Annotated in this window: 25 protein-coding genes and 1 pseudogene; 13 read left to right on the top strand and 13 right to left on the bottom strand. The window is 72.5% G+C overall.

What is annotated here, in order from left to right; translation table 11 throughout:
* Nucleotides 1-39 precede the first annotated feature (39 nt).
* A complete protein-coding gene (gene uvrB, locus ACZ7FF_RS04005) occupies nucleotides 40-2,187 on the bottom strand; it encodes an excinuclease ABC subunit UvrB (RefSeq protein WP_470809226.1) in 2,148 nt (715 codons plus the stop codon).
* Nucleotides 2,188-2,227: 40 nt separating this feature from the next.
* On the bottom strand, nucleotides 2,228-3,106 hold the full coding sequence (locus ACZ7FF_RS04000) for an MHYT domain-containing protein (protein WP_470809225.1): 879 nt from the start codon (nucleotides 3,104-3,106) through the stop codon (nucleotides 2,228-2,230).
* 279 nt (nucleotides 3,107-3,385) lie between these two features.
* Between ACZ7FF_RS04000 and ACZ7FF_RS03995 the strand changes: the two genes are divergently transcribed.
* Together ACZ7FF_RS03995 and ACZ7FF_RS03990 are read left to right on the top strand one after the other, a co-directional pair.
* A complete protein-coding gene (locus tag ACZ7FF_RS03995) occupies nucleotides 3,386-4,255 on the top strand; it encodes a glycerophosphodiester phosphodiesterase (RefSeq protein ID WP_470809224.1) in 870 nt (289 codons plus the stop codon).
* A gap of 40 nt (nucleotides 4,256-4,295) precedes the next feature.
* Entirely contained in the window at nucleotides 4,296-4,850 is a 555-nt protein-coding gene (locus ACZ7FF_RS03990) for a methylated-DNA--[protein]-cysteine S-methyltransferase (protein WP_470809223.1), read from the top strand.
* A gap of 35 nt (nucleotides 4,851-4,885) precedes the next feature.
* Here the strand turns inward: ACZ7FF_RS03990 and ACZ7FF_RS03985 are convergent, their stop codons facing one another.
* A complete protein-coding gene (locus tag ACZ7FF_RS03985; RefSeq protein ID WP_470809221.1) occupies nucleotides 4,886-5,317 on the bottom strand; it encodes a VOC family protein in 432 nt (143 codons plus the stop codon).
* 99 nt (nucleotides 5,318-5,416) lie between these two features.
* On the opposite strand from ACZ7FF_RS03985, the gene ACZ7FF_RS03980 reads away from it, so the two are divergent.
* Together ACZ7FF_RS03980 and ACZ7FF_RS03975 are read left to right on the top strand one after the other, a co-directional pair.
* Nucleotides 5,417-6,325 (top strand): pseudouridine-5'-phosphate glycosidase, encoded by a 909-nt coding sequence (locus ACZ7FF_RS03980; protein ID WP_470809220.1) that lies wholly within the window; start codon nucleotides 5,417-5,419, stop codon nucleotides 6,323-6,325.
* A complete protein-coding gene (locus tag ACZ7FF_RS03975) occupies nucleotides 6,310-7,245 on the top strand; it encodes a carbohydrate kinase family protein (protein ID WP_470809219.1) in 936 nt (311 codons plus the stop codon). Before ACZ7FF_RS03980 ends, ACZ7FF_RS03975 begins: the two co-directional genes overlap by 16 nt.
* Before the next feature lie 502 nt (nucleotides 7,246-7,747).
* Here ACZ7FF_RS03975 and ACZ7FF_RS03970 read toward each other — a convergent pair.
* Entirely contained in the window at nucleotides 7,748-8,542 is a 795-nt protein-coding gene (locus ACZ7FF_RS03970; RefSeq protein WP_470809217.1) for a methyltransferase, read from the bottom strand.
* Between the two features lie 204 nt (nucleotides 8,543-8,746).
* Here ACZ7FF_RS03970 and corA point away from each other — a divergent pair, with 204 nt between their 5' ends.
* On the top strand, nucleotides 8,747-9,874 hold the full coding sequence (corA, locus tag ACZ7FF_RS03965; RefSeq protein WP_470809215.1) for a magnesium/cobalt transporter CorA: 1,128 nt from the start codon (nucleotides 8,747-8,749) through the stop codon (nucleotides 9,872-9,874).
* Nucleotides 9,875-10,040: 166 nt separating this feature from the next.
* Here corA and ACZ7FF_RS03960 read toward each other — a convergent pair whose 3' ends face one another.
* Nucleotides 10,041-10,673: a nucleoside/nucleotide kinase family protein gene (locus tag ACZ7FF_RS03960; RefSeq protein WP_470809214.1), complete on the bottom strand. Its 633-nt coding sequence runs from the start codon at nucleotides 10,671-10,673 to the stop codon at nucleotides 10,041-10,043.
* 281 nt (nucleotides 10,674-10,954) lie between these two features.
* Between ACZ7FF_RS03960 and ACZ7FF_RS03955 the strand changes: the two genes are divergently transcribed.
* The 3 genes from ACZ7FF_RS03955 (at nucleotide 10,955) to ACZ7FF_RS03945 (ending at nucleotide 14,106) form a co-directional block, all read left to right on the top strand.
* Nucleotides 10,955-11,653: a DUF2293 domain-containing protein gene (locus ACZ7FF_RS03955; RefSeq protein WP_470809213.1), complete on the top strand. Its 699-nt coding sequence runs from the start codon at nucleotides 10,955-10,957 to the stop codon at nucleotides 11,651-11,653.
* 312 nt (nucleotides 11,654-11,965) lie between these two features.
* Nucleotides 11,966-12,445: an anthrone oxygenase family protein gene (locus ACZ7FF_RS03950; RefSeq protein WP_470809211.1), complete on the top strand. Its 480-nt coding sequence runs from the start codon at nucleotides 11,966-11,968 to the stop codon at nucleotides 12,443-12,445.
* Nucleotides 12,446-12,618: 173 nt separating this feature from the next.
* The gene (locus ACZ7FF_RS03945) at nucleotides 12,619-14,106 is read left to right on the top strand and encodes a glutamate synthase subunit beta (protein WP_470809591.1); all 1,488 of its coding nucleotides are present in this window, start codon (nucleotides 12,619-12,621) and stop codon (nucleotides 14,104-14,106) included.
* 568 nt (nucleotides 14,107-14,674) lie between these two features.
* Here the strand turns inward: ACZ7FF_RS03945 and ACZ7FF_RS03940 are convergent.
* Entirely contained in the window at nucleotides 14,675-15,193 is a 519-nt protein-coding gene (locus ACZ7FF_RS03940; protein ID WP_470809210.1) for a carboxymuconolactone decarboxylase family protein, read from the bottom strand.
* A gap of 47 nt (nucleotides 15,194-15,240) precedes the next feature.
* Between ACZ7FF_RS03940 and pdxR the strand changes: the two genes are divergently transcribed.
* The gene (gene pdxR, locus ACZ7FF_RS03935) at nucleotides 15,241-16,692 is read left to right on the top strand and encodes a MocR-like pyridoxine biosynthesis transcription factor PdxR (protein ID WP_470809208.1); all 1,452 of its coding nucleotides are present in this window, start codon (nucleotides 15,241-15,243) and stop codon (nucleotides 16,690-16,692) included.
* Nucleotides 16,693-17,321: 629 nt separating this feature from the next.
* Here the strand turns inward: pdxR and ACZ7FF_RS03930 are convergent.
* Together ACZ7FF_RS03930 and ACZ7FF_RS03925 are read right to left on the bottom strand one after the other, a co-directional pair.
* The gene (locus tag ACZ7FF_RS03930; protein ID WP_470809207.1) at nucleotides 17,322-17,576 is read right to left on the bottom strand and encodes a DUF397 domain-containing protein; all 255 of its coding nucleotides are present in this window, start codon (nucleotides 17,574-17,576) and stop codon (nucleotides 17,322-17,324) included.
* Entirely contained in the window at nucleotides 17,577-18,437 is an 861-nt protein-coding gene (locus ACZ7FF_RS03925) for a helix-turn-helix domain-containing protein (RefSeq protein WP_470809205.1), read from the bottom strand. It lies immediately after the preceding gene.
* A gap of 190 nt (nucleotides 18,438-18,627) precedes the next feature.
* Between ACZ7FF_RS03925 and ACZ7FF_RS03920 the strand changes: the two are divergent.
* A pseudogene (locus ACZ7FF_RS03920) lies at nucleotides 18,628-19,326 on the top strand (ATP-binding protein); the annotation flags it as partial.
* Between the two features lie 443 nt (nucleotides 19,327-19,769).
* Nucleotides 19,770-20,168 carry a hypothetical protein gene (locus ACZ7FF_RS03915; protein ID WP_470809590.1) on the top strand — a complete coding sequence of 133 codons (399 nt, stop codon included), beginning with the start codon at nucleotides 19,770-19,772 and terminating at the stop codon, nucleotides 20,166-20,168.
* Nucleotides 20,169-20,243: 75 nt separating this feature from the next.
* On the opposite strand, the gene ACZ7FF_RS03910 is transcribed toward ACZ7FF_RS03915, so the two are convergent.
* From ACZ7FF_RS03910 to ACZ7FF_RS03890, 5 genes are all read right to left on the bottom strand, one after another.
* Entirely contained in the window at nucleotides 20,244-20,420 is a 177-nt protein-coding gene (locus ACZ7FF_RS03910; protein WP_470809599.1) for a hypothetical protein, read from the bottom strand.
* Between the two features lie 173 nt (nucleotides 20,421-20,593).
* Complete coding sequence (locus ACZ7FF_RS03905) at nucleotides 20,594-21,250, bottom strand: DUF899 domain-containing protein (RefSeq protein WP_470809204.1); 657 nt, start codon at nucleotides 21,248-21,250, stop codon at nucleotides 20,594-20,596.
* A 114-nt stretch (nucleotides 21,251-21,364) separates the two neighbouring features.
* On the bottom strand, nucleotides 21,365-22,531 hold the full coding sequence (locus tag ACZ7FF_RS03900; protein WP_470809202.1) for a cytochrome P450 family protein: 1,167 nt from the start codon (nucleotides 22,529-22,531) through the stop codon (nucleotides 21,365-21,367).
* A 109-nt stretch (nucleotides 22,532-22,640) separates the two neighbouring features.
* Nucleotides 22,641-24,515, bottom strand: coding sequence for an FUSC family protein (locus tag ACZ7FF_RS03895; protein ID WP_470809200.1), 1,875 nt, complete (start codon nucleotides 24,513-24,515; stop codon nucleotides 22,641-22,643).
* 199 nt (nucleotides 24,516-24,714) lie between these two features.
* The gene (locus ACZ7FF_RS03890) at nucleotides 24,715-25,482 is read right to left on the bottom strand and encodes a nucleotidyltransferase domain-containing protein (RefSeq protein ID WP_470809199.1); all 768 of its coding nucleotides are present in this window, start codon (nucleotides 25,480-25,482) and stop codon (nucleotides 24,715-24,717) included.
* A 114-nt stretch (nucleotides 25,483-25,596) separates the two neighbouring features.
* On the opposite strand from ACZ7FF_RS03890, the gene ACZ7FF_RS03885 reads away from it, so the two are divergent.
* Nucleotides 25,597-26,013, top strand: coding sequence for a RidA family protein (locus ACZ7FF_RS03885; RefSeq protein ID WP_470809197.1), 417 nt, complete (start codon nucleotides 25,597-25,599; stop codon nucleotides 26,011-26,013).
* On the top strand, nucleotides 26,010-26,462 hold the full coding sequence (locus ACZ7FF_RS03880) for a GNAT family N-acetyltransferase (RefSeq protein ID WP_470809195.1): 453 nt from the start codon (nucleotides 26,010-26,012) through the stop codon (nucleotides 26,460-26,462). Before ACZ7FF_RS03885 ends, ACZ7FF_RS03880 begins: the two co-directional genes overlap by 4 nt.
* Nucleotides 26,463-26,465 lie beyond the last annotated feature (3 nt).

The following is a 26,465-nucleotide window of genomic DNA, read 5'->3' as shown; positions in this document are numbered from 1 at the left end:
CTTGGCGCATAAGCCGAGGTCCGACGGGGTGTCCCGAGGTCAGGCGATGCCCGCCTCCCGCATCTGGCGCAGTTCCTTCTTCATCTCCGAGACCTCGTCGCGCAGCCGTGCCGCGATCTCGAACTGCAGCTCCGCGGCGGCCGCACGCATGCGCTCGGTCATCTGCTCGATCTGCTCGGCCAGTTCGGCCGCCGGACGGTCCGTGGGCACCGTGGCCGCGGCCTTGCCCTTGGCGGTCTTGCCGGCCTTCGCGCCCTTGGCCGCCTTGTCGCCGAGGGCCGGAACGGGTGCCTTGGCACCCTTGCCGTCCTTCAGGTTGCGGTAGCCGGAACCGAGGAGCTGTTCGGTGTCGACCTCCTCGCGCGCGATCTGCGCGACGATGTCGTTGATCTTCTTGCGCAGCGGCTGCGGGTCGATGCCGTTGGCCTTGTTGTAGGCGACCTGCTTCTCCCGGCGGCGGTTGGTCTCGTCGATGGCTTTCTCCATCGCCGGGGTGATCTTGTCGGCGTACATGTGGACCTGGCCGGAGACGTTGCGCGCCGCGCGGCCGATGGTCTGGATCAGCGAGGTGCCGGAGCGCAGGAAGCCCTCCTTGTCGGCGTCCAGGATGGCCACCAGGGACACCTCGGGCAGGTCGAGGCCCTCCCGGAGCAGGTTGATGCCGACCAGGACGTCGTACTCACCGGAGCGCAGTTCGCGCAGCAGCTCGACGCGGCGCAGGGTGTCGACGTCGCTGTGCAGGTAGCGCACCTGGATGCCGAGTTCCAGGAAGTAGTCGGTGAGGTCCTCGGCCATCTTCTTGGTCAGCGTGGTGACCAGGACCCGCTCGTCCTTCTCGGTGCGCTTGCGGATCTCGTGCACCAGGTCGTCGATCTGGCCCTCGGTGGGCTTGACCACGACCTCCGGGTCGACCAGGCCGGTCGGGCGGATGATCTGCTCCACGACACCGTCGGAGCGCGACAGCTCGTAGGTGCCGGGGGTGGCCGACAGGAAGACGGTCTGCCCGATGCGCTCCTGGAACTCCTCCCACTTCAGGGGGCGGTTGTCCAGGGCGGAGGGCAGGCGGAAGCCGTGGTCCACGAGGGTGCGCTTGCGGGAGGCGTCGCCCTCGTACATCGCGCCGATCTGCGGGACGGTGACGTGCGACTCGTCGATGACGAGCAGGAAGTCGTCCGGGAAGTAGTCCAGCAGGGTGTTGGGCGGGGAGCCGGGCGAGCGGCCGTCGAAGTGCATCGAGTAGTTCTCGACACCGGAGCAGGTGCCGATCTGGCGGAGCATCTCGATGTCGTACGTGGTGCGCATCCGCAGGCGCTGGGCCTCCAGGAGCTTGCCCTGCTTCTCCAGGTCGGACAGGCGCTCCCCCAGCTCCTTCTCGATGTCGTTGACCGCCCGCTCCATGCGCTCGGGACCGGCGACGTAGTGGGAGGCGGGGAAGACGTAGAGGTGCTGGTCGTCGCTGATGATCTCGCCGGTGAGCGGGTGGAGCGTGGACAGCGCCTCGATCTCGTCGCCGAACATCTCGATGCGGACGGCCAGCTCTTCGTAGACCGGGAAGATCTCGATGGTGTCGCCGCGGACGCGGAAGGTGCCGCGGGTGAACGCCATGTCGTTGCGCGTGTACTGGATGTCGACGAAGCGGCGCAGCAGCTCGTCCCGGTCGATCTCGTCGCCGACCCGGAGCGGGACCATCCGGTCCACGTACTCCTGCGGGGTACCGAGGCCGTAGATGCAGGACACCGAGGCGACCACGATGACGTCACGCCGGGTGAGCAGCGAGTTCGTCGCGGAGTGGCGCAGCCGCTCGACCTCCTCGTTGATCGAGGAGTCCTTCTCGATGTAGGTGTCGGACTGCGGGACGTAGGCCTCGGGCTGGTAGTAGTCGTAGTACGAGACGAAGTACTCGACCGCGTTGTTCGGCAGGAGCTCGCGAAACTCGTTGGCCAGCTGGGCGGCCAGCGTCTTGTTCGGTGCCATCACGAGGGTGGGGCGCTGGAGCTTCTCGATCATCCACGCCGTGGTGGCGGACTTGCCGGTGCCGGTCGCGCCCAGCAGGACGACGTCCTTCTCACCGGCCTCGATGCGCTTGGCCAGGTCGGCGATGGCCGCCGGCTGGTCACCGCTGGGCTGGTAGGGGCTGACGACCTCGAAGGGCGCCACCGTGCGTTCGATGTGGGAAACGGGCCGCATGCCATCAACCGTACGACCCCCCACTGACAACGGGTCCCGATCAGCGGTTCTGCGGAGTCCGGGCGCCCTGGCGCTGGAGCCGGCCGACCGGCTCGCGTGTCTGGTGGACCAGGGGCCGCCGGTCCGCGTGGGAGGCGACGGCTGCGGCCGGGACGCCCGGCTTGTGCTCGACGGGCGCCCCCTGGGGCCGGCCCATGACGATCTGCGGGTCGAAGATCACGACGATGCCCGCGAGGAGCAGGAAGGCCAGCGGGCCGATCAGCATCGGCACGAGCGCGGACACGCTCGGCGCGTCCCCGCCGGCGTGGGACATGCCGTCGAGGTGGACGCTCAGGGCAGCCATCCCCGTGTAGTGCATACCGCTGACGGCGAGCCCCATGACCAGGCTCGCCCCCACGCTCCAGAGGAAGCCGCGCACGCGTCCGGCGGCCCACAGGGCGGCTGTGGCGGCGACGACCGCTATGACGACGGAGACGGCGACGGTGACCGTGTTGTACGTGAACCGCCCGTCGAAACGCATGCCGGCCATGCCGAGGTAGTGCATCGAGGCGACGCCCAGACCGGTGATCGTGCCGCCGGTGAAGAGAGGGATGCCGGCGGCGCCCCGGTATCCGACGATGAAGATCCCGACGCCGACCATGACGATCGCGAGCCCGAGGCTCGCGTAGGTGATCGGCTCGTCGTAGTGGATCGAGGTCTCCTTGATACTGAAGCCCATCATCGCGACGAAGTGCATGGTCCAGATGCCGGAGCCGATCGCGGCCGCTCCGAGGGCCAGCCAGGCCGGCCGCCAGGAGTGGCTGACCAGCAGGGACCGGGTGGTGCAGCGCAGGCCGAGGGCACCACCGAGGCAGGCCATCAGATAGGCCACCAACGGGGTGACGGCCCCATAGCTGAATCCGTCGACCGTGCCTTGCATCCGCGGCTGCCTTTCCGCCCTCTTGCGTCCCTGAACACCTGAAATGCGCCCCCGTCCCGGAACCGCTCGGGCGGTCAGGGTTGTCGCAGAGAGTATGGCCCCGACCGGAATGGTCGAACGATTTTCCGGCAAAGAATCACGGCCTTGCCCCAGATGTGCGGCACTCGTGAGTACACCGGGACATCTCCGTTCGATGTGTGGCCGTCGTGCACCCGGATGTCGTTGACCCTCTGCTGTCAGTCTGGTGCTGTCGGTGTTCACACGACGCAAGGAGTACGCATGCACGCGCGCGTAGTCGCCTTCCTGGTTGCCGCGGCCCTGGGGACGGCGGCTCTGGTGAGTCCCACCTCCGAAGCCCGGGCCGGCGAGGCCGGCAGGCCCACGGTGATCGCCCACCGGGGCGCCTCGGCCTACGCCCCGGAGAACACCCTGGCCTCGATCGACAAGGCGGCAAAGCTGGGCTTCACCTGGGTCGAGAACGACGTCCAGCGCACCAAGGACGGCGAGCTGGTCGTCATCCACGACGACAGCCTGCAGCGCACCACGAACGTGAAGAAGGTCTTCCCGGGCCGGTCCCCGTGGAAGGTGAAGGACTTCACCGCCGCCGAGATCGCCCGGCTGGACGCCGGCAGCTGGTTCTCCCCCGCCTACGCGGGCACACGCGTGCCGACGCTGAAGCAGTACATGCGCCGGATCGAGCACAACCACGAGAACCTGCTCCTGGAGATCAAGAACCCGGAGCTGTACCCCGGGCTCGAACAGCAGACCCTGAAACTGCTGGGCAACGAGGGCTGGCTGGACCGCGGGCACCTGAGGCGACTCGTCGTGCAGAGCTTCAGCGCCGACAGCGTGCGGACCGTCCACGAGCTGAAGCCCGCGCTGACCACCGCCTACCTGGGCATGCCGACCGTGGCGCAGTTGCCCCGGTACGCGCGTTTCGTCGATCTGATCAACCCGTCGTACGGCTCGCTGTCGAGGAACTACGTGGCGGCCGCGCACACCGTCGGGGGGCCGCACGGCAGGCCGCTCAGGGTGTTCGCCTGGACGGTGAACGACGCCGCCACCGCGCACAAGGTTGCCGGGTACGGCGTGGACGGGATCATCACCAACAAGCCCGACGTGGTCCGCGCGGCGCTTGCCTCGGGCTGAACCGCAGGGCGTTGTCAGTGGCGGGTCGTACCGTTGGCGCATGGAGAGCCATGGGCAGGACGAGCAGCGGGTCGTGTGGGCCGTCGTCGGGACCGACATCGGCCCGCTGATGCTGGCGGCGACCCCGGACGGGCTCGTCAACGTCGTCTTCCACGCCACGGACGCGGTGCGCGACCGGACACTTGAGCGGCTGGCGTCCCGGCTCGGCGGCGCGCCCGTGGAGGACCCGGACGCACCGCTGCTGGCCGAGGCGATACGCCAGCTGCGGGCCTACTTCGCCGGTGCGCGGCAGGACTTCGATCTGCCGCTGGACTGGTCGCTGATCTCCGGCTTCAACCGGCAGGTGCTGCGCGAGCTGGCGTCCGGCGTGCCGTACGGCAGCGTGGTCGGGTACGGCGATCTCGCCGGACGGGTCGGGCAGCCCGGTGGGGCGCAGGCCGTCGGTGCGGCGATGGGCGCGAATCCGCTGCCGGTGGTCGTGCCGTGCCACCGGGTGGTGGAGAGCGACGGCGGGATCGGCGGTTTCGGTGGTGGCCTGGAGACCAAGCGGAAGCTGCTCGCCCTGGAGGGTGTGCTGCCCGAGCCGCTGTTCTGACAGGTCGCGGGCCGGGGCCCCGGCGGGCTGGGAGGCTACCGCGCGTAGTGCCGGGCCTCGAAGACGTTGCCGTCGGGGTCGCGGAAGTAGAAGTTGCGGGTGGACCTGCCGCGGGCGCCGTACGAGTCGTGGCCGATGTCGGTCATGGGGACGCCGTGGTCGGCCAGCCGGGTGCGCAGGGCGTCGAAGGCGCCGGTGGACAGGGACAGGCAGACATGGTTGACGGGGTGACCCGCGCTGTCGGCCGAGCCGGGCAGCATCTGCATGCCTTCCGCGAGGCTGTGCGGGGCGAGGTCGAGGATGGTCTCCTCGTTCACGCGGACGGAGGGGAAGGAGACCTTGCCCTCGGTGAACTCGGCGACCCTGAGGGGTTCGAGACCGACGGCCGTCTCGTAGAAGCCGGCCGCGGCGACCGGGTCGGCCACCCACAGGACGACGTGGTCGAGGCGCGTGCTGTTGTTCGTCATGCGCCCCAGGCTGGTGGTGTGCCCCACAGGCCGCAAGCGTTTAGGCGCGGGCGGCGCCCGCCAGGGATGAGGAGGGACCGACGGACAGGAGGCGGGCACGTGGTGCTGGTGGTGTCGGAAGAAGTCCGGGAAGCGATCGACGCGGGGCGGCCGGTGGTGGCCCTGGAATCGACGATCATCGCGCACGGTCTGCCCCGCCCGCGCAATCTGCGGGTGGCGCTGGAGCTGGAGGACGCGGTCCGGCGCGAGGGCGCGGTGCCGGCAACCGTCGCCGTCCTCGACGGGCACCCACGGATCGGCCTGGACAAGGAGCAGCTGGAGCGGGTCGCGAACGAGGACGGCATCCGCAAGCTGGGCCACCGTGACCTGCCGCTCGCCGTGGCGGCGGGGGCGAGCGGGGCGACCACGGTGTCGGCGACCGCGCAGCTGGCCGCGCTGGCGGGTATCCGGGTGTTCGCCACCGGTGGTCTTGGCGGTGTGCACCGGGAGTGGACGGTGACCCAGGACGAGTCGGCCGACCTGGGGCTGCTGGCGCGGACCAGGATCACGGTGGTGTGCGCGGGCGTGAAGTCGATCCTGGACGTGCCGGCGACCCTGCAGCGCCTGGAGACGCTGGGCGTGGCCGTCGCCGGGTACGGCACGGACCGGTTCCCCGGCTTCTATCTGTCGGACTCCGGGCATCCGGTCGACTGGACGCTGCGCAGCCCGGCGGAGGTCGCGGACGTCATGCGGGCGCAGGACGGGCTGGACGCGCCGGGGTCGGCGCTGATCGTCGCCAACCCGGTGCCGGAGGCGGAACAGCTCGACCCCGTGCTGCACGCGCGCGTACTCGACGACGCGCTCGGCGCCTGCGCGGAGCAGGGCGTCACCGGTCAGGCCGTGACCCCGTTCCTGCTGGACTACCTGGTCCGGCACACGGACGGCGCGTCCCTGAGCGCCAATCTGGCGGCCGTGCGTGGCAACGTCCGGCTGGCGGCGCGGATCGCCGCGGCGTGGACCAGGGGGTGACCGCGAGCCGCGAGGGGGCCCTGCTGGTCGTCGGGGACGTGGTCACGGACGTGGTCGCCCGGCACCGGGGACCGCTCGCGGCCGGCACCGACACCGCCGCGGTGATCCGGAGGCTGCCGGGCGGTGCGGGCGCCAACGTGGCCTGCTGGGCGGCCCACGCGGGTTGTGCGGACGTACGGCTCCTCGGGCGGGTGGGCGCGGACGCGGACGCGTGGCACGAGCAGGAACTGGTCGCGTCCGGGGTACGGCCTCGGCTGGTGGTCGACCCGGAGGCGGCGACCGGAACGGTGGTCTGCCTCGTCGACACGGGTGCGGCGGCCGAGCGCACGTTCCTCACGGACAGCGGGGCGTCCTTGCGGCTCGAACCCGCAGACTGGTCGGACACGCTGCTCGACGGGGTCGCCTGGCTGCATCTGTCGGGCTATCTGCTGTTCACGGAGTCCAGCCGGGCGCTCGCGGAGACGGCACTCGCGGCGGCACGCGCGCGCGGAGTGCCCGTCAGCATGGATCCGGCGTCGGCAGGTTTCCTGGTGAAGCTGGGAGTGGACCGATTCCTGGCCTTCGCGGAAGGGCTGGACGTGCTGCTGCCCAGCCGGGACGAGGCATGTCTGCTGACGGGGCTGCCGGATCCGGTGGACGCGGCCGCCAAGCTGAGCCGTCTCGTTCCGCTGGTGGTGGCCAAGGCGGGAGCCGACGGGGCGCTGGTGGCCCGGTCCGGGAACGCGCCCACCCGGATCCCGGCCGCACCGGCGACCCCGCGGGACACCACGGGCGCCGGAGACGCCTTCACCGGCGCCTTCCTCGCCGCCACCCTCGCGGGCACGGCCCCGGAACCGGCCGCTGCCCGTGGCTGCGCGGCGGGCGCGGAGGCCGTGGGGCGGGTGGGTGGCAGGCCGCCGCGTCCGGGGGGTGGGGGCTGAGGGCCGGGAGTGCCAGGTCGGCGACCGGGGGCAGGTGGCTACGGCTGCTTGGCGGGTGATGGGGGCTCGGCTGCGGCCGGGTCCCGGGGGAGCGAACGGCTACTGCTGCGTCGCGGGTGATGGGGGCCAGCTACGGCCGACCCTGCAGGGTCCCGCGGACGGAAGCGGGCGGCTGCGGCTGTGGAGCGAGTGATGGGGGCTCGGCTGCGGCTGGATCACGCGGTGGGGATCGGACGGCTACGGCTGCGTCGGGGCGATTGGGGCCCGGCGGCGGCCGAACCGACCTCCAGTCGACCGCCGGTTGCGTCCGCGCTCCCGGCCGCAGTCGCAGTCGGCCGCCCGACACGACTGCGGGTCTCGACATCGGCTACGGCAGCAAGGGCGTCCCGAGGCGGCTGCGGCCGGGTATGCCGTACCGCTCCGGCACAACGGCGCGCTGTGGGGTGTGGAGGGGCCAAAGCCTGCGCTGCGGGCGCAGGCCTGGTGTTCTGCCGCGCTCGGGTTACGCCTTGCGGCCCCATACCGAGATCATCGGGGCGGTGGCCAGGTCCATGTCGCCGGATTCGACGTTGGCCAGGTGCTGGTCGATCTCCTCGTCGGTGGCCAGGCCCGCGGTGAGGAGCCGCTCCCTGATCTGACGGACCGTCGCGGCTTCCAGGGCGGTGCAGGCGGGCGAGGTCACGGGGAAGTAGGCGTCGGCCTTCACATCGAGCAGCCCTGCCTCCCGGAGCAGACGCGGAAGCTTGCGGCCGTACGCCAGGTCGGCGCCGCGGTCGGCCAGCAGCTTGCGGAAGCCCTGGCGGAGCCGGTTGGCGAGCCGCTGCTCGGGGCCGTACTCGTCGGGGCAGATCAGGGGCTGGAGGGCGGGGTCGGCATCCTCGATCAGCAGCCGCCCGCCGGGCCGCAGCGCCCGGATCATGGACCTCAACGCCCGCTCCCGGTCCGGGACATGGACGAGGACCAGCCGGGCGTGCACCAGGTCGTACCCCTCCCCCGGCGGTTCCTGCGCGCCCACGTCGTGGACGCGGACCTCCACGGACGGGTGGCTGACGGCGGCGAGTCGCGAGGTGTCGATGTCGGTGGCGACGACCTCGCCGTTCGGCCCCACCTTCCGCGCGAGCCAGGACACCACGGAGGCGCCGCCGGCACCGACTTCCCAGCAGCGCCAGCCCGGCTCGATGCCGAGCCCCTCGATGTGCCGGAAGGTCGTGGGATCGAAGAGGGTGGCGAAGGCGTCGAAGCGCTCACCCGCCTCGCGCTGCTGGTTGTCCAGGAGATAACCGTCGGATGGTGTCATACCGCGATCATCGCAGTCGGCTGAGTGCCCGGGCGGTCGACACCTCGTCCGGGAGCAAGGACCCGGCCGGCGCCCCGTCCACAGGCGGGAACCAAGCGGAACAACGCATTCCCACAGGCTTGCCCGGCTTCTGCTCCGGACTGGCAGACTGGCCCGGCAGGGCGCGAAAGCGTCACGCAAGGCGATCCACTCAAGGAGACCCGGATGACGATGGCAGGGAATCTGCGGAAGGTCACAGGGCTGGGCAAGGTCAGCGGTCTGCGCAAGGTCGCAGGGCTGGCCCGGCGGCGGCCACGCGTGGACCTGAGTCATCCCGCCCGGTCTCCGCTGGGTTCCTCGGTCGTCAACTGCGTCACATATCAGGACGGTGTGCGGGTGCCGGGCTGTACCGACCTGGTGGACGCGGTGAGGATGGTGCGCAGGAACCGCGAAGGGTTCGTCTGGCTCGGACTGCACGAACCGACGGACCAGGAGTTCGCGGGTATCGCCGAGTTGTTCGACCTGCATCCGCTGGCGGTGGAGGACGCGGTCGAGGCCCATCAGCGTCCGAAGCTGGAGCACTACGGGGACACGCTGTTCGCGGTGTTCAAGACGGTCTGCTACGTGGAACACGAACGGCTCACGGCGACCAGCGAGGTGGTGAACACCGGCGAGATCATGGCGTTCGTCGGCGAGGACTTCGTCATCACGGTGCGGCACGGCAGGCACGGTTCACTGGGGCCGCTGCGCGAGGAGTTGGAGTCGGATCCCCAGCAGCTCGCGAAGGGACCGGCGGCGGTGCTGCACGCCATCGCCGACCATGTCGTCGACGACTACCTGACCGTCACGGACGCGGTGCAGGCCGACATCGACCAGGTCGAGACGGAGGTGTTCTCGGAGGGGAGCGCTCGGCTGGACCCAGGCCGCATCTACCAGATGAAGCGTGAACTGCTGGAGCTCAAGCGGGCGGTGGTCCCGCTCGGGCGTCCGGTCGAGGACCTGGCGACCCGGCCCATACGAGTCGTCGCCCCCGAGATACAGGCGTACTTCCGCGATGTGCTCGACCATCTGATACGCGCCAAGGAGCAGATCGCCGCGTTCGACGAACTGCTCAACTCCATTCTTCAGGCCCACCTCGCGCAGGTGACCGTCGCACAGAACGAGGACATGCGGAAGATCACCGCGTGGGCGGCCGTGATCGCGGTACCGACCATGGTGTGCGGTGTGTACGGCATGAACTTCGACCACATGCCCGAACTGCACTGGCGGTTCGGCTACCCGCTGGTCATGGTGGTGATGGCCGCGGCGTGCGTGGCGCTGTACCGGGGATTCCGCCGCATCGGCTGGCTCTGAGCCGACGGCAGGGTGGCGGGTGCCCCGACAGGCCGGGTCGGTGTCAGGTGCCCTGATCGGCCGGGTCGGCGTCAGCGGCCGACCAGCAACGGCGGGCGGCGGGTACCGACAGGCGGTACCGGCGGCTGGTACCGGTTGGCGGCTGGTACCGGCGGCCGGTCGGGCGTCAGCCGCTCCAGGCGGGGTGACGCGGGTCGTCGGCACGGACCAGTACGTCGGCCGTGCCTGCCGGGTCGGTCTCCGTCGCGTAGCGGTCGAAGGCGGGGAGGGTCCAGTGGTCGGCCTCGGGGGTGCGGCGACGCAGGGCGCCGGAGGAGAGGAGGACGTGGATGGTCAGGTCGAACGGGAACCAGTGACGCAGGAGAAGGGGGCCGTGGAGCAACAGGACTCCGCCGGACGGTAGTTGGACGTACGGGCTGCGGGTGGCCCGGTCGGTGGCCGGATCCCACAGGTCGGGCAGGACGCGTCCGCTGCCTCCGGGATCGAGCGGGCCGAACACCTCGCGCCACAGGGCGCCGGTGTCGAACCATCCGCCGTAGTACGACTCGGCGTCCCGTCGCCCGTGCTCCAGGCGCAGCGAGGCCGGGCGCAGGAAGCCCTCGGCGCCGACCACCAGCGAGGGCCGTCCGCGTACCCGCAGCGCGTCCGAGACCCGCTCGGCGAGATCCCCCGGGTGTGCGGCCGGGGCCCCGTCGAAGGCGACGCGCACCCAGTCGCCCCCGTCCGCCGTCGCCAGCCCGGCCAGCCGGTCGGCCAGCAGTTCGGCGAGCCGGTCCCAGGTGATCGCTTCGAGTCGCACAGGCCCATGATGCCGGGTCGACAGATCGGCCGGTGCGGCAGCCTGCGGGGCGGGCCCCGGGGCAGGGCAGGACAAGGGGCATCCAGCGGGGCCGGGTGCGGCGTGCCGGGTGAGGTGGCGCCGGGGGGCCGGCGGCGGCGCCTGCTGCCGAAGGGGAGGCAGAGGCCTCATTCCGGCGAGCATGAACGCGCAAAAGAACGCGGACAAGAAGGGAGGAGCAGGAGGGAAGAAGGAGCGGGTCAGGGTGGGAGGCGTGGCCGGTCCCGGGGAAAGAAACGCGTATGGCGCTTCCCTCAACTCCCCACTCGCCCGGTCGGCTTGTCGTCATCCAGCCGCTGAAGCACAAGCGGTGTGCCGGATGCCGGCGCGGGCCGCTGTCGCTGCTGGTGCTGGAGGACGGCGCGCCCCGCTGCCTGGACTGCGCCGACCTCGGACACCTGGTGTTCCTGCCGCGCGGTGACACGGCGCTGACCCGCAGGTCGCGGGAGGAGTCCACAACGTTGTCGGTGGTGGTGGTGCGGTTCAACCGGCGCAAGAGCCGTTACGAACGGCAGGGCGTGCTCGTGGAGGAGGCGGCGCTGGTCCGTGCCGAGGAACGCTGCCTGGCGGACGCGGAGGCGCGGCGCCGTCGGCGGGCACGGGACGCGGGGCGCAGGGCGGTGGAGGACGACCGGTTCGCGTCGGCGTTCGCGGTGGAGATCCTCCGGCTGTTCCCAGGCTGCCCGGCGGAGCGGGCCCGGGCCATCGCGGCGCATGCCTCCGTCCGGGGCAGCGGACGCGTGGGGCGCAGCGCGGCCGGGCGGGCGTTGTCCGAGAGCGCGGTGATCTCGGCGGTCGTGGCCGGCGTACGGCATGTGGACACGCCGTACGACCAGCTGCTGATGAGCGGGGTGCCACGGTACGAAGCGCGTCGGCGGATCATGCTCGCCGTGGAGAGCGTCCTGCGGGCGTGGCAGGGGGTGGAGGAGGAGGTGGGCTGAGGACAAAGGGGGCGGTTCCCCGCCGAGGGAAACAGGTGCCGCTTTCGGTGGGGCGAGGGGCCCCTTCCGGCCGACGCGGCCGCGGAGCCTCTGCGGCGACGTCAGCCACGTGCGTCACGTGGCCTCCAGTGGCCTCCAGAGCCCTCCCCCCACACCATCTCCACGGTGCTCGTACTTCCTCGTATGGACGCTCACGTATGCCGTCGCGGTCTTCGGCCATGGTCCGGGCTCCGTCCGGGGCATTGACTAGGAGCGATGGCTCCGCCCGGGCCGGTCCGGGCGGAGCCGGAAGGCCGAGATGGGAGTGTGGCTGTGATCGAAGGACCGTTTCTCGTGCTGGCTGTGCCGGCGATTCTGGGCACGGGGATCGTGGCCGGGGTCTTCTGCGGGTTCTCGACCTTCGTGATGCGAGGGCTCGCGGAGCTGCCGCCGGCGCAGGGCGTGGCCGCGATGAGGGCGATCAACGTGGCGGCGGTCCGCCCGGCCTTCATGACGGTGTTCACCGGCTCGGCGGTGCTGTGCGCGATCATCGCGGTGGTGACGTTCGTGGTGTGGCCGGACCACGGGAAGCTGGAGCTGCTGCTGGGCAGCGCGCTGTACCTGTTCGGTTCGTTCGGACTGACCGTCGTCGCGAACGTGCCGCGCAACGACGGGCTGGCCGCGCTCACCCCGGGCGCGCCCGAGGCCGCCGTGTACTGGCCGGAGTACGTGCGCGAGTGGACCTTCTGGAACCACGTCCGGACCGCCGCCTCCGCCGCGGCCACCTTCGTGTACGTGCTGGCTCTCACCTGATCGGCCCTGCCGCCCGCTGATCCTCCGACCTCGGGAGAAAGCGCTGTCGGCCACTCTGCGCGGGCGTCGGCCGGGACGTATCGTGGCCGGAAGAGTGGCGATGTGTGCCGCCGATGACGCACGGCCTGTCGTACACCTGGCGCCCCTGGTGCCCGTACGCGAGGAAGACGATCATGGCCGATCCCAAGGGGTTCATGACCACGCCGCGGCAGGAGTGGCCGCGGCGGCCCGTCGAGGAGCGGGCACGGGACTGGGACGAGGTGTACGTCCCGGGCGCGCTGCTGCCGATCATCAGCAAGCAGGCCGACCGCTGCATGGACTGCGGGGTCCCGTTCTGCCACGACGCCTGCCCGCTGGGCAATCTCATCCCCGAGTGGAACGATCTGGTCTCGCGCGAGGACTGGCGGGCCGCGAGCGACCGGCTGCACGCCACGAACAACTTTCCCGAGTTCACCGGGAGGCTGTGTCCGGCTCCCTGTGAGGCGGGGTGCGTGCTGGCGATCAACCAGCCGGCCGTCACCATCAAGAACGTCGAGTGCGCGATCGCCGACCGGGCCTGGGAGGAAGGTTTCACCCCGCCGCGGCCCCCGGAGCGGCTGTCGGGGAAGACGGTCGCGGTCATAGGCTCCGGACCCACCGGGCTCGCCGCCGCACAGCAGCTGACCCGGGCCGGGCACACGGTCGCGGTCTACGAGAAGGACGACCGGATCGGCGGGCTGATGCGGTACGGCATCCCCTCCTTCAAGATGGAGAAGCACCACCTGGAGCGGCGGGTGGAGCAGATGCGGGCCGAGGGGACGAGGTTCCGTACGTCCACGGCGGTCGGGCGGGATCTCGGCGCGGCGGAGTTGCGGGCGCGGTACGACGCCGTCGTCATCGCCACGGGTGCGACGGCGTGGCGTGAACTTCCGGTGCCGGGTCGGGAGTTGAAAGGGATACACCAGGCGATGGAGTATCTGCCGCTGTCGAACCGGGTGTGTGAGGGGGATCTGGAGATTTCACCGTTGTCCGCGGCCGGCAAGCACGTCGTGATCGTCGGCGGTGGGGACACCGGGGCGGACTGTCTGGGCACCGCGGTGCGCGAGGAGGCCGCGTCCGTGTCCCAGCTGGACATCTACGCGCAACCGGGTGCGGAGCGCGACGAGGACGTCGAACCGTGGCCGACGTACCCCAAGATCTACCGGTTGTCGGCCGCGCACGAGGAGGCACGGGACCTGCGTACGGCGCCGGCGGCGGACGCGGACGCGCGGCTGTTCGCGGCCTCCACGCTCCACTTCACCGGGGACGCCGGCGGGCATGTGCGGTCGCTGCACCTGGTGGAGGTCGACGAGCGGCGGCAGCCGGTGGAGGGCACCGGGCGGACGCTCCCCGCCGACCTCGTGCTGCTCGCCCTGGGCTTCTCCGGGCCCGACCGGGAGGACGGGCTGATCGAGCAGCTGGAGCTGGCCCTGGAGCCGCGCGGCACGATCGCCCGGGACGACGGCTTCGCGACCAACGTCCCCGGCGTGTTCGCCGCCGGGGACGCGGCGCGCGGGCAGTCGCTCATCGTCTGGGCGATCGCGGAGGGGCGGGCGGTGGCGGCGGCCGTCGACGAGTACCTCACGGGAGCGTCGCAACTGCCGGCACCGGTCTCTCCGAGGGATCGGCCGATGAGGGTGTGAGAGTGGCGGTTCCTACGAGGGATCGGCGCGTAGAGGTGCGAGAGAGCCGGTTCCTCCGCGGGGTCGGCGCGTACAGGTGTGAGGCCGGTCGGCTTCCGAGGGGTAGGCCGATGCGAGGTGGGAGCTGCGGGCTCTTCGAGGGATCGGCCGATGCAGGGTGGGGCAGCTGACTCATCGAAGGACGGGCCGACGCGGGTGGGGGTGGCTCGGCAGCCGCGGATGCTGGGGCGACGGGCGACGGGCGACGGGCGACGGGCGATGGGCCGGGGCCGGTTCGGCACCGCCGGGTCACGCCGTCGTGGTGGATCGCCGTCGTGGTGGATCGTCGTTGCGGCGGATCGTCGTTGCGGCGGGGGCGAGTGGCCGAATTGGGCCAGAGAGCCACTGTGGTCAGGCGACAGGGGCAAGCGCGGCCTCGGCGGCAAGCTCGCCCGAGGTGGCCGACCGGGCCGGACCGCCACCGCGGCCGGGCAGTTGGGGGAGGCACGAGGTCAGGGGCGGTGCTTGTCCCAGGTGGGTGGCCGGGGCCGGCCGCCGCCGTGGTCGGATGGCCGGAGGCGGCGCGGGGTCAGCGGCGGCGTTCGTCCGTGCCGGCCACCTTGCCCGTGGCCAGGGCCACGCGGTTCCAGGTGTTGATGGTGAAGATGAGGGCGAGGACGTGGGCCAGTTCCTCCTCCTCGAAGTGGGTGGCGGCCTCGGCGTAGACGGCGTCGGGGACACCGGCGTCGGCGACGAGGGTGACCGCCTCCGTCAGGGCCAGAGCGGCCTGTTCCCTCGGGGTGAAGAAGTGACGGGCCTCGCGCCAGACGGGGACCATGTGGAGCCGGTCCTCGCTCTCCCCCGCCTTGCGCGCGTCGTTGGTGTGCATGTGCAGGCAGTAGGCGCAGTGGTTGAGGTGCGAGGCGCGGATCTGGATCAGCTCGACCAGGGCCGGGTCGAGGCCCGAGCGGGCGACGGCGTCGAAACCGACGAGGGCGCGGAAGACCTTGGGAGCGGTCCGGGCGAGCTCCAGTCGGGTGCGGGCGGCCTCGGCGGCGGCGATCCCGGTGCTGAAGACTGTTGCCGCGGCAGTGGTGTTCATCGTCATGTATGTCAATCTACGGGTCGGAAAGACCGGCTGTAGGGTGCACTTCCATGACGGAATCGTGGGTCAATTCCGCCGAGCGCATCGGTGCCGATCTGCATCTGGAGCTGTCCGGGCCTGGCGGGCGACGGGCGGCGCTGACCGGGGCGCTCCGGGAGGCGGTGCGCAGCGGACGGCTCGCGCCCGGCACCCGGTTGCCGCCGTACCGTTCGCTCGCCGCCGACCTGGGCGTGGCCCGGAACACGGTGGCCGACGCGTACGCCGAACTGGTCGCCGAGGGCTGGCTGACGGCGCGGCAGGGCTCGGGCACCCGGGTGGCGGACCGGGCGGAACCGCTGGGGCGCGCGGTGCGGACGCCCGTGAAGGCACCGCGGCTCGCGCGCGGGCCGCGGCACGATCTGCGCCAGGGTGTGCCGGACGCGTCCGCGTTCCCGCGGGCGGCCTGGGCGGCCTCGTACCGGCGGGCGCTCCAGGCGGCGCCGAGCGAGGCGTTCGGGCCGGGGGATCCCGCCGGGCGCCCGGAGTTGCGGGAGGCGCTGACCGAATACCTGGCACGCGCGCGTGGCGTGCGGACCGAGCCGGACCGGATCGTCGTCTGCTCCGGCTTCGCGCACGCGCTGCGGCTGCTGTTCGGCCGAACCGGGAAGGCCGGGCAGGGCGGTGGGCAGAGTGGCGGCGGGGTGCTGCGGGGTCCGCTGGGCGTGGAGGCGTACGGGCTCGGTTTCCACCGGGAGCTGCTCGCGGCGGCCGGGGTGCCCACGGTGCCGCTCCCGGTGGACGGGCACGGCGCGCGGGTGGACGTGCTCGGGCGGGAGCGGGCGATGCTGCTCACGCCGGCGCACCAGTTCCCGACCGGCGGGCCGCTCCACCCCGAACGCCGGGCGGCGGTGATCGACTGGGCGCGGGCCCGGGGGACGGTGGTCGTCGAGGACGACTACGACGGGGAGTTCCGGTACGACCGCAGGCCCGTCGGCGCGCTCCAGGGCCTCGATCCGGAGCGGGTGGTCTACGTCGGGTCGGTCAGCAAGAGCCTGTCGCCCGCGCTGCGGCTGGGCTGGATGGTCCTGCCGCAGCGGTACGTGGAGCCCGTGCTCGCGGCGAAGGGCGAACGGGAGGGCTGGTCGAGCGCCCTGGACCAGCTCGCGCTCGCGGACTTCGTGGTCTCGGGGTCGTACGACCGTCATGTGCGGCGGATGCGGCAGCGGTACCGGCGGCGGCGCGACCGGCTCGTCGCCGCGCTGGCCGCGTACGCGCCGCACATCGAGGTGACCGGCATCGCGGCCGGGCTGCACGCGGTGCTGCGGCTGCCGCCGGGCAGCGAGCGGTCGACGGTGAAGGCCGCCGCATGGCAGGGCGTCGCCCTCGACGGCCTCGCCGCGTTCCGGCACCCGGAGGCGGCGGCGCCGCAGGACGAAGGCCTGGTGGTGGGGTACGCGGCCCCCGCCGAACACGCCTACGCCGCGGCGGTGGAGGCCCTGTGCGAGGTGCTGCCGCCGAAGTGACGCTCAGCAGCCTCGGCCCCTGAATGCGCCCGCGAGAGGCCGTGCCCCTGTATGTACTGCCCCCCCGAAGCGAGGGGTGCGCATCTCGCCCTGCGCGCCGCCGGACATGCCCCCGAAAGGCCGTGCAAGCGCCACCGCCGGAATGCCAGCGCACCAATGGGCGGACGTGGATGCGGGCCGGACGCGCGTGCACGGCAGCCCGGTGGGTGGTTCAGAGATCGGGGTCGGCGGCGGGGGCGTAAACCTTCGCGTACCGGTTTTCGGCACTGGGCCGGAGACCGGCACATCCGGTCGGCCGGGGCGGACCCGGCCGCCGGGGGGTAGCGATGACTCATGACCGAAGAATCCGCTGCCTGCGCACCTGAACCACGTTCACCGTATGCGCCGGACGGGCCACGACGCAGCCGGATTTCCGCGCCCGGTCCAGCGCTTGCGCGCCACCGCCCCGTATCCCGGGATCACTCCGTCGTCCTGGCCCGGCGCCGGCTCGCGGGATGCGGCTTGCTGGTGTCGATCCCGATGACCGTGGGGTCCTGCCCTGTCATGCGGCACTCCGAAGGCGTCTGGCGCCATGGATGATCAAGTCGGCATCACGGTAAGGAAGTTCAGCAAGTAGCAGCACATGGGCATCAGGAGAGCAGGAAGTCGGCCTCCCCCGCCTTGGCACCCTCGATGAACGCGGTCATCTCGTCCATGGTGTAGATCAGCGCCGGCCCGTCCGGATCGGTCGACTGGCGCACGGCGATCCGGCCGTCGGCCAGCTTCATCGCCTCCAGGCAGTTCCCTCCGTTGCCGCCGCTCCAGGGCTTGTGCCACCCCTCGCTGCCCAGGTCCCGCGCGGGCATGCCGTTGTAGACGCGACCGCTCGGCTCGATGCGATCCATTCACAGCTCCTTGCGGAGATCCTGGAGGATCTCCTTCGTGCGTTGTGCCGTGGCGGCCTGCGCCGCCATGCGGTCCATGACCTCGAGGTGGGTCGCCACCTCGGCGCGCGCGTCGAGGTAGACGGCGCCGGTCAGGTACTCGCTGTAGACCATGTCGGGCAGTTCCGGCATGGCGAAGCGGAACAGCACGAAGGGCCCGTACGTGCCCGGGTGCGGCCCGTTGGCGAACGGGGCGACCTGGAGCGTCACGTTCGGGAGCTTCGTGGCCTCGAGCAACTTGTCGATCTGCGTGCGCATCACTTCCGGGCCGCCGACGGGGCGGCGCAGGACGGTCTCGTCCATCACCGCCCAGAAGCGCGGGGCGTCGGGGCGGGTGAGCAGGTCCTGGCGTTGCATGCGCAGCGCGACGTGCCGTTCGATGTCGTCCGGGCTCGTCTGGCCAATGGCACCGGACCTGAGCACCCCGCGCGCGTAGTCCTCGGTCTGGAGCAGGCCGGGGACGAAGTGCGGTTCGTAGGAGCGGATGAGGGCGGCGGCGCCCTCCAGGCTGACGTACATGGAGAACCAGCCCGGCAGGATGTCGTGGAACCGCTGCCACCAGCCGGGCCGGTTCGCCTCCTCGGCCAGCTGGACGAAGAGTTCGGCCTCCTCGTCGGGAACTCCGTAGGACTTCAGCAGCAGTTGCAGGTACGGGATCTTGAGGGTGACCTCGGCCATCTCCATACGGCGGACGGTGGCGGTGGCGACGCGCAGGACGCGGGCGGCGTCCTCGCGCTTCAGCCCGGCGCGCTCGCGCAGGTCCAGCAGGCGCCGGCCGAGGACCACCTGGCCCACCGTCGGCGCGGACCGCGGTTCGCTCACGCTCTCACCTCCACCGAAAGCCTTCACCGAAAGGAATCCCGACAGCCCTACGGCGCCATTCGAAGACTCATTCGAAGACCGGGGCGGATCTCCGATGGCCCCAATTGGCGCCGCTCTACGTGCTGTTGCGAGCAGTGTGCCACGGCCTCTGACCGAGTCACACAGCACTCTGCAATTTTCAGAGTGACACTTGCCAAGTGTCCATGGCGGGGAGATAGTGGCAGGCGTGATTCCGTCCGCGCCCTTAGGAACAGACGCCGCCGCCGACCGTCCCGGTCTCGGCGCCGATGGGGGTCCCCCCGCTCGAACGCGTTCGAGCTCGGGGGAGGCAGCAGCTCCTCGGGGAGGGGCTGCCGAGCGCCGGTTCCGTTTCGAGCTGGCCGCACATCCCGGTTCCGTCGCCCAGGCGAGACGCCTGACGTACGCCCGGCTGAACGGCTGGTCGGTGTGCGCGGACACGTGCGACAGCGCGGCTCTGGTCATGTCCGAGCTGGTCACCAATGCGATCGTGCACACCGCGAGCAGTCGCGTCGTGTGCGAGCTGCACGACCACGACGACATGGTGCGCATAGCCGTGCACGACGAGGGCTGTGCCCCTGGTGAACCCCACCCGTCCCCGCAGCGACCTGACGAGGAGCACGGGAGGGGGTTGCTTCTCGTCGACGCGCTGTGCCGGGCCTGGGGTGCACAGGAGCGCGGCCCTGGGCTGCTGGTCTGGGCGGAGCTGTCCCGCCTGGCCGACCTCGCCGACGCCGGCGCCGAGCCGCGCGACGACCTGGGCTGGGGCGCCCGCCCCAAGCCGGGCGAGCCGGACGACTCCGGCGACGACGAGCAGGCCGAGGCCCACCGTGGTGCCCCCGAACGGCACCGGCCCGCACCTCCGGGCCGGCCGCCGCAGGGGGCACCCGAGCAGCGCACGTACGAGCCGTCCTGGCCGCCCCCGCACCGGGCACCGGAACAGCGCGCGCAGGAGGGGTCCGGCCGCCCCCAGCACCTCGTCCCGGAACAGCACCGGTACGAGGCACCCGAACAGCCCCACCACCGGGCACCCGAGCAGCGCACGCACGACGCGTACGGCCAGTCTCCGCACCGGTACGGCACCGCGGAGCACCGCTGGTACGGAATGCCGGAACAGCGGTCGGAGCCGCACGCGCACCGGGTCGTGGACCAGCCGCCGCACCGGGCCCCGGAGCAGCGTCGCGGCTGGGAGCGGCCGTGACCGGCGCGGCGGGCTCCGCACGGCGCGGCGCGGGCGGTTTCGGCGACGACGACTCGAACGGCCGTCGCCCGAACGGCCCGGGCCCGCGCGGCGCCTCAGGGCCCGAGCGGCTCATGGGGCTGGACACCCTGGTGCGCCTGCAGCGCCGCCGCCCCGCCGCGGAACCGGTCCGCCGGATCCAGGTGCCGGAGGGCATGACGGCTCCGCTCGGCTGTGACGCCGTGGCCGTGCCCGACCGCCTCGGGCCGCTCGTCGTACCGCTGCTGCCGCGGCTGGGATGTGTGTACACCGACGGCGCACACTGGTGGTGGATCGTCCCGTCGGACTCCGACTACGCACTGCCCTGGCCGTCCCCGGCGCAGTACGCGCCCGGTGCCCGGATCAGCGGTACGGCCCGTCTCATCCACCATCCGCGGGGGACGGTCCCGTACACCCCGCCGATCCCCCTGTACCTGGCCCTGTGCCGGGTGACGGGGACGAATCCGGACTGGTCGAGGGCCGTGTCGGCGTAGACCGCCGCGCACCGCCCCTGCGCTGCCCTCCGGGAGAGTTCCCGGGGGAAGTTCGGCGTTTCTCGCGGGCGTCGCCTACTCGGCCGCGTCGCCGCCGCGCACGATCACCAGGAACATGTCCGTGGCGAGGTCCATGACGACCTCGGCGGGCAGGCCTTCGAGCCGCCGCGCCTGCGCGAACTCCTCCGCGGGCCAGGATCCCCGCGGACCACCGGCGGAAAAGCGCCCGAGCACCGTTCGCCCGTTCACCATCTCGCACCTCCAGAAACGTCGTTCCTGCAGGAGTTAACGCGCTGGAGAGGTGAAACGCCTCGCTCAGTAACCCGACTGAGACATTGTCGACACCGGTTCAGCGCGGACCGTGAGAGTCCGTCCACCTTGTGACATGAACCGAACCCTCCGTGTCGGGATTCGCACTGATCGTGTCAGGACTCGTACTCGTCGTGGAGGCGGAGCCGCTCGCTGCCGACGGGGCTGCGGCCGAGGGCGGTCAGGTCGAGGAGTCCGGCCGTGGTGCCGAGGCCGTCGAGCCCGTCGTCGTACACCGAGTAGGTGTGGAAGACACGGTCGTGGTCGCGCAGGAAGCAGCTGAGGCCCGGCCGCTCGACCAGTCTCCCGTCCGGGTCGCCGTCCGCGGCCACGGTCGCCTCGAAGTCGCGGTTGAAGTCGCTTGGGCTGGACGAGTACCAGGGCACCGCCCAGCCCATCCGCGCCTTGAACGGCAGGATCCGGGTGAACGGCGCCCGGGAGACGGCGGCGAACGCGGTGTTCCGCGCGCGCAGATGGGCCAGATGGCCGACCTGGTCGAGGAAGGCCGAGCAGCAGGGACAGCCCGTCTCCCACTCCGGCGCGAACATGAAGTGGTGGACGACCAGTTGGGCCCGCCCCTCGAAGAGGTCGAGGAGGGTGGCCTTGCCGTCGCCGCCCTCGAAGACGTACTCCGGGTCGACCTCGACCATGGGCAGGCGGCGCCGTTCCGCGCCCAGTGCCTCGCGCGCCCGCCTGACCGCCTCCTCCTTGCGCAGCAACTCCTCGCGCGCCGCGCGCCACTGCTCGCGCGAGACGCTCTCCGGAAGCGACATGGGCCCTCCTGTCCGACGGTCCGCTCGGGGTGGTGACCGCTGTCGGATACGGAACTCATCGCCGTGCGCGGAGATTCTTTTCGGCCGACCTCGCGGCCGGCCGAGGAGGAGCGCTCAGTAGGTCACCGGCAGCGCCAGGAGACCCCGCCCCCGCATCGACGGCCGCCACCTCGGCTCGCCCTCCGCGAGCGCCAGGCCGGGCAGGCGTTGCAGCAGGGCCGCCAGGGCGATCTCCGTCTCGGCGCGGGCCAGGGGGGCGCCCAGGCAGTAGTGGATGCCGTGGCCGAGGGCGAGATGTCCGGAGGCGTCCCGGGAGAGGTCGAGGCGGTCGGGCTCGGGGAAGCGGGCGGGGTCGCGGTCGGCGGCGGACAGGGACACCCAGACCGTCTCGCCCGCCGGGATCGTGACCCCGGCGATGCTGACGTCCTCGACGGGGAAGCGCCGGATGGCGAGCAGGACGGGACCGTCGTAGCGCAGGAACTCCTCGACCGCCGCGGGCAGTCGACCCGGGTCCTTGCGCAGGGCCGCGAGCTGGTCGGGGTGCTGGAGCAGGGCGAGCACGGCGTTTCCGATGAGCTGGACCGCGTTCTCGTAACCGGCGAAGAGGATGAGGAAGGCCAGCGACATCAGTTCGTCCTCGCTGAGCCGGTCGCCCCCGTCGCGCACGGCGATCAGGTCGGAGAGCAGGTCGTCGGCCGGCTGCTTCCGCTTGGCGGCGAGCAGCCGGGTGAGGAAGCCGAACATCGCCGCCATCGCCTCTTTGGAGGCGCCCGGGCGGGACGGGTCGGGGGCGGTGAGGGTGTCGGTCCAGTCGCGGAAGTCGAGCCGGTGCTCCTCCGGCACGCCGAGCAGGTCGCAGATGACGGTGATGGGCAGCGGCGCGGCGTAGGAGGCGATCAGGTCGGTGCTGCCGTGGGTGCCGAGCGCGTCCAGGAGGCGGTCGGCGGTGCGCCGTACGGGGTCGCGCAGTTGCTGGACGCGGCCCGGGGTGAAGGCGCGGCCGACCAGGCGGCGGATCCGGGTGTGGTCGGGCGGGTCCATGTTGAGGAGGTTGGCGTCGAGGGCCGGCGGCAGGGCGAAGCCCTTGTAGGTGCCGGGCGTCGCGTGCCGCTTGTCGAGGGAGAGGCGCGGGTCGGCGAGCGCGGACCGGACGTCCTCGTACCGGGTGACCAGCCAGGCGGGGGTGCCGTCGGGCCCGGTGATGCGGTGCACGGGCGCGGTGTCGCGCAGGCGCCGGTAGACGTCGTAGGGGTGGGCGATGAGGCCGTCCGCGAGATCCATGGCGGGGAGCCTACGTGGGATCAGGTGCCGTGCTCCGGGTGCGCGGACGGGGAACTCCCCGCCGGATCCGGCACGTTGGGGGTCCGCGGTCGGCCGCCGGTGGGTGTGGTCACGCGGCCGTGGACAGCGGTGCCAGGAGTCCGGTCGGTTCCAGCTCCGCGAGGGCTTCCTCCAGTTGCCGGGTGTGCCGAGGGGTGAGCCGCCCGGTGTCGTCGAGGTGCACGGCGCAGGCGGTGGTGGTGTCCACGAGCCGCTCCAGGACGCCGGCGACCGCGTCCGTGCCCGCGGTGTGCCGGGCGAGCGCGGGCAGCTCGGCCGCGGCGAGCGCGATGGCGGTGTCGGCCTCGGCGAGCGTCCGGTAGGCCTCCCGGCGCAGCAGCCAGCGCTCGGCGGGGTCCCCGGACTCGCCGAGCACGTGGACGAGGTAGGCGTGCGCTGCGCTCGTGGCCGCCGCCAGCCGGGCGCGCACCCCGCCGCCGCGCCTCCCCGGCATCGGCAGATGCCCGACGACCAGCACGAGCGCGCAGGCCAGCAGGGTCTCGCCGATCCGGCTGACGGAGGCCTGCGGTTCCCCGCCCGCCATGACCAGGGCCAGCACCAGGACGGTGACCACGGCGGTCAGCGCGGCGAAGTGCCGGGTCGCGACCGGAACGAGCGCGCCGCACACGGTCACGAGGGCGATCAGACCCGCCGGGCGCGGCAGCGACGCGGCGAGGGCGGCGAACACCAGCGCGCCCAGGACGGTACCGGCGGCCCGGCACAGCACCCGGGAGGCGAGTGGCCCGAGGTCGGGCTTGACGAGGAACACGGCGGTGGCGGGCAGCCAGTACCAGTGCTGGTGGTGCCCGTACCAGCGGGCGTGGTGCAGGGCCTGGGCGATGGCGGCGCCGGCCCCGAAGCAGAGGGCGACCCGCAGCCCGTACTCGCGTCCGCCGCTGCCGAGCGCGGCCCGCACCGCCTGCTGTGCGCTCCGGCGCCGGGTGAGCAGCCGGCGCTGGGCGCCCCCGCCGCGGTCGAAGGCGTCGGCGGCACGCAGCAGCGCGTCGTCCAGGGCGCGGACCGCGGGCGCGACGGGGGTCTCCCGGCGCGAGCGAAGGCGGGCGTGCGGGAGGTGGGGGGCGGGCAGCGGGCCGGTGCCCGTGTCGCCGCGGACGGCGGCCGCCAGCCGCCGGGGCCCCTCGGCGGCCCGCTCCCCCAGCGGCTCCTCGGCCCAGTACAGGGCTGTCGCGGCCTCGGCCAGGGGCAGCGCGGCCGCGTACCGGGCGTGCAGCCGGCGTTCGGCCGCGGAACCGGCGCGCCGGCGCAACCGGGGCCCGGCGAGGGCGTCCTGGGCCCGGTCGAGGGCGGCGGTGAGGGCGGCCCGCCGGACGGTGGCGCGCCTGCCGCCCGCGGCGTCCAGCAGCGCGGCGACGGCGTCGTACACGTCGGCGACCGCCGCCCGCTCCCCGTCGAACCGGAAGTCCCCGGCGAGTGAGCCGGGCATGGGCAGGGCGAGCCGCAGCAGAAGCAGCCAGCCGGCCCCGGCGAGGAAGGCGAGCGCCCGCTGCCAGCCGCTCTCGGCCGCGGGCATGCCGGCGCCGACGGCGGCGGTGACGAGCAGCTGGGTTCCCGCGGCGGAGGCGACGGGCCCGACGGCGCTGACGCCCCCGGCGACCAGCCCGAGGGCGGTGAGGACGAGGGTCAGCGGTACGGCGGTGAGCAGCTGACCCGCGTACGAACCCGCCGCCAGCCCCAGTGCCCCGGCCAGCGCGGGCACGCCGAGCCGTTCGACGGAGGCGCGCCGGCTGCCGGGCCGGTCGTTGGTGCCGGCGAGCATCGCGGCGATGGCGGCGACCACCCCGTCGGCGGGGCGGCCGCCGAGCAGTCCGGCCAGGAGCAGCGGCCCGGCGGACAGCGCGCCCCGGGTCACCGCGCTCCAGGGCACGGGACCGCGCTGGGTGCGCAGAGCGTGGGCGAGCCAGGGTGGTGCGGCGGGCCGGGTCACTGAACTCCTGTTCGTACGAGGGCGGGGGCCTTCGGACGACGGTGGCCGGGCTCTGTTCCCAAGGTAGTGCCGGTTCCCCGGGCGAACGGGACGATCACGTTTCGGGGAGGTGAAACATCCCCGGTGCCACGGGTTTCTTTATGAACGCAACGTCCGGCAGGTCCCGGTCCTCACGATGAACGCAAAGCCCGGCCGGTCCTCATCGCTCCAGTGCCCCGGCGACGATCTCCCCGGCCGCGGCCACGGCGCGGACCAGGGTCTCGGGGTCGGCCCGCAGCGCGCCGGTCACCGCGTCGATCCCGCGCAGTCCGGCCCGGTCCAGCAGCCGCTTCTCGTTCGTCACCCACTCTCCGCGGGCCGCGAGTACCGCGTGGGCGGCCTGGGCGGCGGCCGTGGCGACGGCTCCGGCGGTCTCGGTGAGGCGGCCCTGGGGCGCGTGGTTGGCCCCGGCGTAGGCGAGGGTGGCGCGGGCGGTGCCGTGCCAGCGGTCGGGGGCGGTGCGGCGCAGCTTCTCCGGGTAGCCGGCGGGGCGGGGCAGCTCACCGCGGAGCACCTGGTTGAGGGCGAGTTCGGCGACGACCAGGTAGGTGGGGATGCCGGCGAGGTGGAACAGCAGCGGCTCCACCCGGAACCGTCCCTGCTCGGCCTCCGCCAGTTCGCGCTCGACGACGTCCAGGTCGCGGTAATGCACGTCGACCCGGCGTCCGTCGACCGTCAGCCAGGCCCCGCCGTTGAAGACGCCGCCGCCCCAGCCGCCGACGTCGGACACCTCGCCCGGCCAGCCGACGGCGCGCAGTTCGTCGGGCTCGAAGGGGCCGCGGTAGTAGACGGCCAGGTCCCAGTCGCTGTCGGGGCGGTGGGTGCCCTGGGCGCGGGACCCCCCGAGGGCGACCGCCCGGACGCCGGTGAGCGCGGCCAGGCGGTCGGCGGTGGCGGCGAGGAAGGCCGGTTCGGAGGATGGGGGCATGCGTCCAGCGTGCCGCGGCGGCCCGGGTGTCCGCTCCTGAAATTCGGGTGCGCCGACGGGCGGGGAGGGCCGATCATCGGGAGGTTGTCCGCTGACCGTCGTAGGAGCAGCTCCGTGATCCAGCGCCTGACCGTGCCCACCCTGTTCCCGCCGCCCACCTATTCCCACGCCTCCGTGGTCGAGGCGGGCACGAGGCTCGCGTTCCTCGCCGGGGCCGTGCCGCTCGACGAGAAGGGGGAGATCGACGGGCCGGGTGACCCCGTGCGGCAGGCCGAGCGGGTGATCGCCAATCTCCGGGAGCAACTGCGCGCCGTGGGCAGCGACTTGGAGCACGTACTGGCGACGGACGTGTACGTCGTGAGCAGCGAGCCCTCGGTGCTGTCCGCGGTGTGGGAGGTCGTCGAGGCCTCGGGGCTGAGCGCGGGCCCGCACTCCTCCACGCTGCTCGGTGTCGCCTGCCTCGGTTACACGGGACAGTTGGTGGAGATCACGGCGACGGCCGCGGTGCCGGACGAGGGGGTACGGCGATGAGCAGGGTCGTGCTGAGGCGGGCCGTGGCGGCCGACGCGCGGGCCGCCGCCGACGTCTGGCTGCGGTCCTTCGCCGCCGCGCTGCCCACGGTGGTCCGGCCGCGCACCGACGACGACGTGCGGGAGTACTTCCGGGACGTCGTCGTGCCGCTGCGGGAGACGTGGGTGGCCGAGGCGGACGGGGACCGTATCGTCGGGGTCATGGTGATCCACGGGGATCTGCTGTCCCAGCTGTACCTGGACCCGTCGTGGCGCGGGTGCGGCATCGGGGACCGCTTCGTCACGCTGGCCAAGGAGCGCAGCCCGGGCGGGCTGAGCCTGTGGACGTTCCAGGTCAACGAGAGCGCCCACCGCTTCTACGAACGCCACGGGTTCACGGCCGCCGAGTACACGGACGGCAGCGGCAACGAGGAGCGGGAGCCCGACGTGCGCTACGTCTGGCGGCCGTGAGCC

The organism is Streptomyces sp. NPDC037126 (genome assembly GCF_055605965.1).
This window is presented reverse-complemented; position numbering and strand designations above follow the sequence as displayed.

What these genes read in the sequence shown, in the direction of transcription:
- ACZ7FF_RS03990 (WP_470809223.1), top strand. Translation starts at nt 4,296, where the DNA reads ATGGAGAGCCATGGGCAGGACGAGCAGCGGGTCGTGTGGGCCGTCGTC.
- ACZ7FF_RS03940 (WP_470809210.1), bottom strand. Translation starts at nt 15,193, where the DNA reads ATGACGATGAACACCACTGCCGCGGCAACAGTCTTCAGCACCGGGATC.
- ACZ7FF_RS03910 (WP_470809599.1), bottom strand. Translation starts at nt 20,420, where the DNA reads ATGGTGAACGGGCGAACGGTGCTCGGGCGCTTTTCCGCCGGTGGTCCG.
- ACZ7FF_RS03995 (WP_470809224.1), top strand. Translation starts at nt 3,386, where the DNA reads ATGCACGCGCGCGTAGTCGCCTTCCTGGTTGCCGCGGCCCTGGGGACG.
- ACZ7FF_RS03930 (WP_470809207.1), bottom strand. Translation starts at nt 17,576, where the DNA reads ATGGATCGCATCGAGCCGAGCGGTCGCGTCTACAACGGCATGCCCGCG.
- ACZ7FF_RS03900 (WP_470809202.1), bottom strand. Translation starts at nt 22,531, where the DNA reads ATGGATCTCGCGGACGGCCTCATCGCCCACCCCTACGACGTCTACCGG.
- pdxR (WP_470809208.1), top strand. Translation starts at nt 15,241, where the DNA reads ATGACGGAATCGTGGGTCAATTCCGCCGAGCGCATCGGTGCCGATCTG.
- corA (WP_470809215.1), top strand. Translation starts at nt 8,747, where the DNA reads ATGACGATGGCAGGGAATCTGCGGAAGGTCACAGGGCTGGGCAAGGTC.
- ACZ7FF_RS03905 (WP_470809204.1), bottom strand. Translation starts at nt 21,250, where the DNA reads ATGTCGCTTCCGGAGAGCGTCTCGCGCGAGCAGTGGCGCGCGGCGCGC.
- uvrB (WP_470809226.1), bottom strand. Translation starts at nt 2,187, where the DNA reads ATGCGGCCCGTTTCCCACATCGAACGCACGGTGGCGCCCTTCGAGGTC.
- ACZ7FF_RS03880 (WP_470809195.1), top strand. Translation starts at nt 26,010, where the DNA reads ATGAGCAGGGTCGTGCTGAGGCGGGCCGTGGCGGCCGACGCGCGGGCC.
- ACZ7FF_RS03890 (WP_470809199.1), bottom strand. Translation starts at nt 25,482, where the DNA reads ATGCCCCCATCCTCCGAACCGGCCTTCCTCGCCGCCACCGCCGACCGC.
- ACZ7FF_RS03915 (WP_470809590.1), top strand. Translation starts at nt 19,770, where the DNA reads ATGGGGCTGGACACCCTGGTGCGCCTGCAGCGCCGCCGCCCCGCCGCG.
- ACZ7FF_RS03970 (WP_470809217.1), bottom strand. Translation starts at nt 8,542, where the DNA reads ATGACACCATCCGACGGTTATCTCCTGGACAACCAGCAGCGCGAGGCG.
- ACZ7FF_RS03985 (WP_470809221.1), bottom strand. Translation starts at nt 5,317, where the DNA reads ATGACGAACAACAGCACGCGCCTCGACCACGTCGTCCTGTGGGTGGCC.
- ACZ7FF_RS04000 (WP_470809225.1), bottom strand. Translation starts at nt 3,106, where the DNA reads ATGCAAGGCACGGTCGACGGATTCAGCTATGGGGCCGTCACCCCGTTG.
- ACZ7FF_RS03955 (WP_470809213.1), top strand. Translation starts at nt 10,955, where the DNA reads ATGGCGCTTCCCTCAACTCCCCACTCGCCCGGTCGGCTTGTCGTCATC.
- ACZ7FF_RS03945 (WP_470809591.1), top strand. Translation starts at nt 12,619, where the DNA reads ATGGCCGATCCCAAGGGGTTCATGACCACGCCGCGGCAGGAGTGGCCG.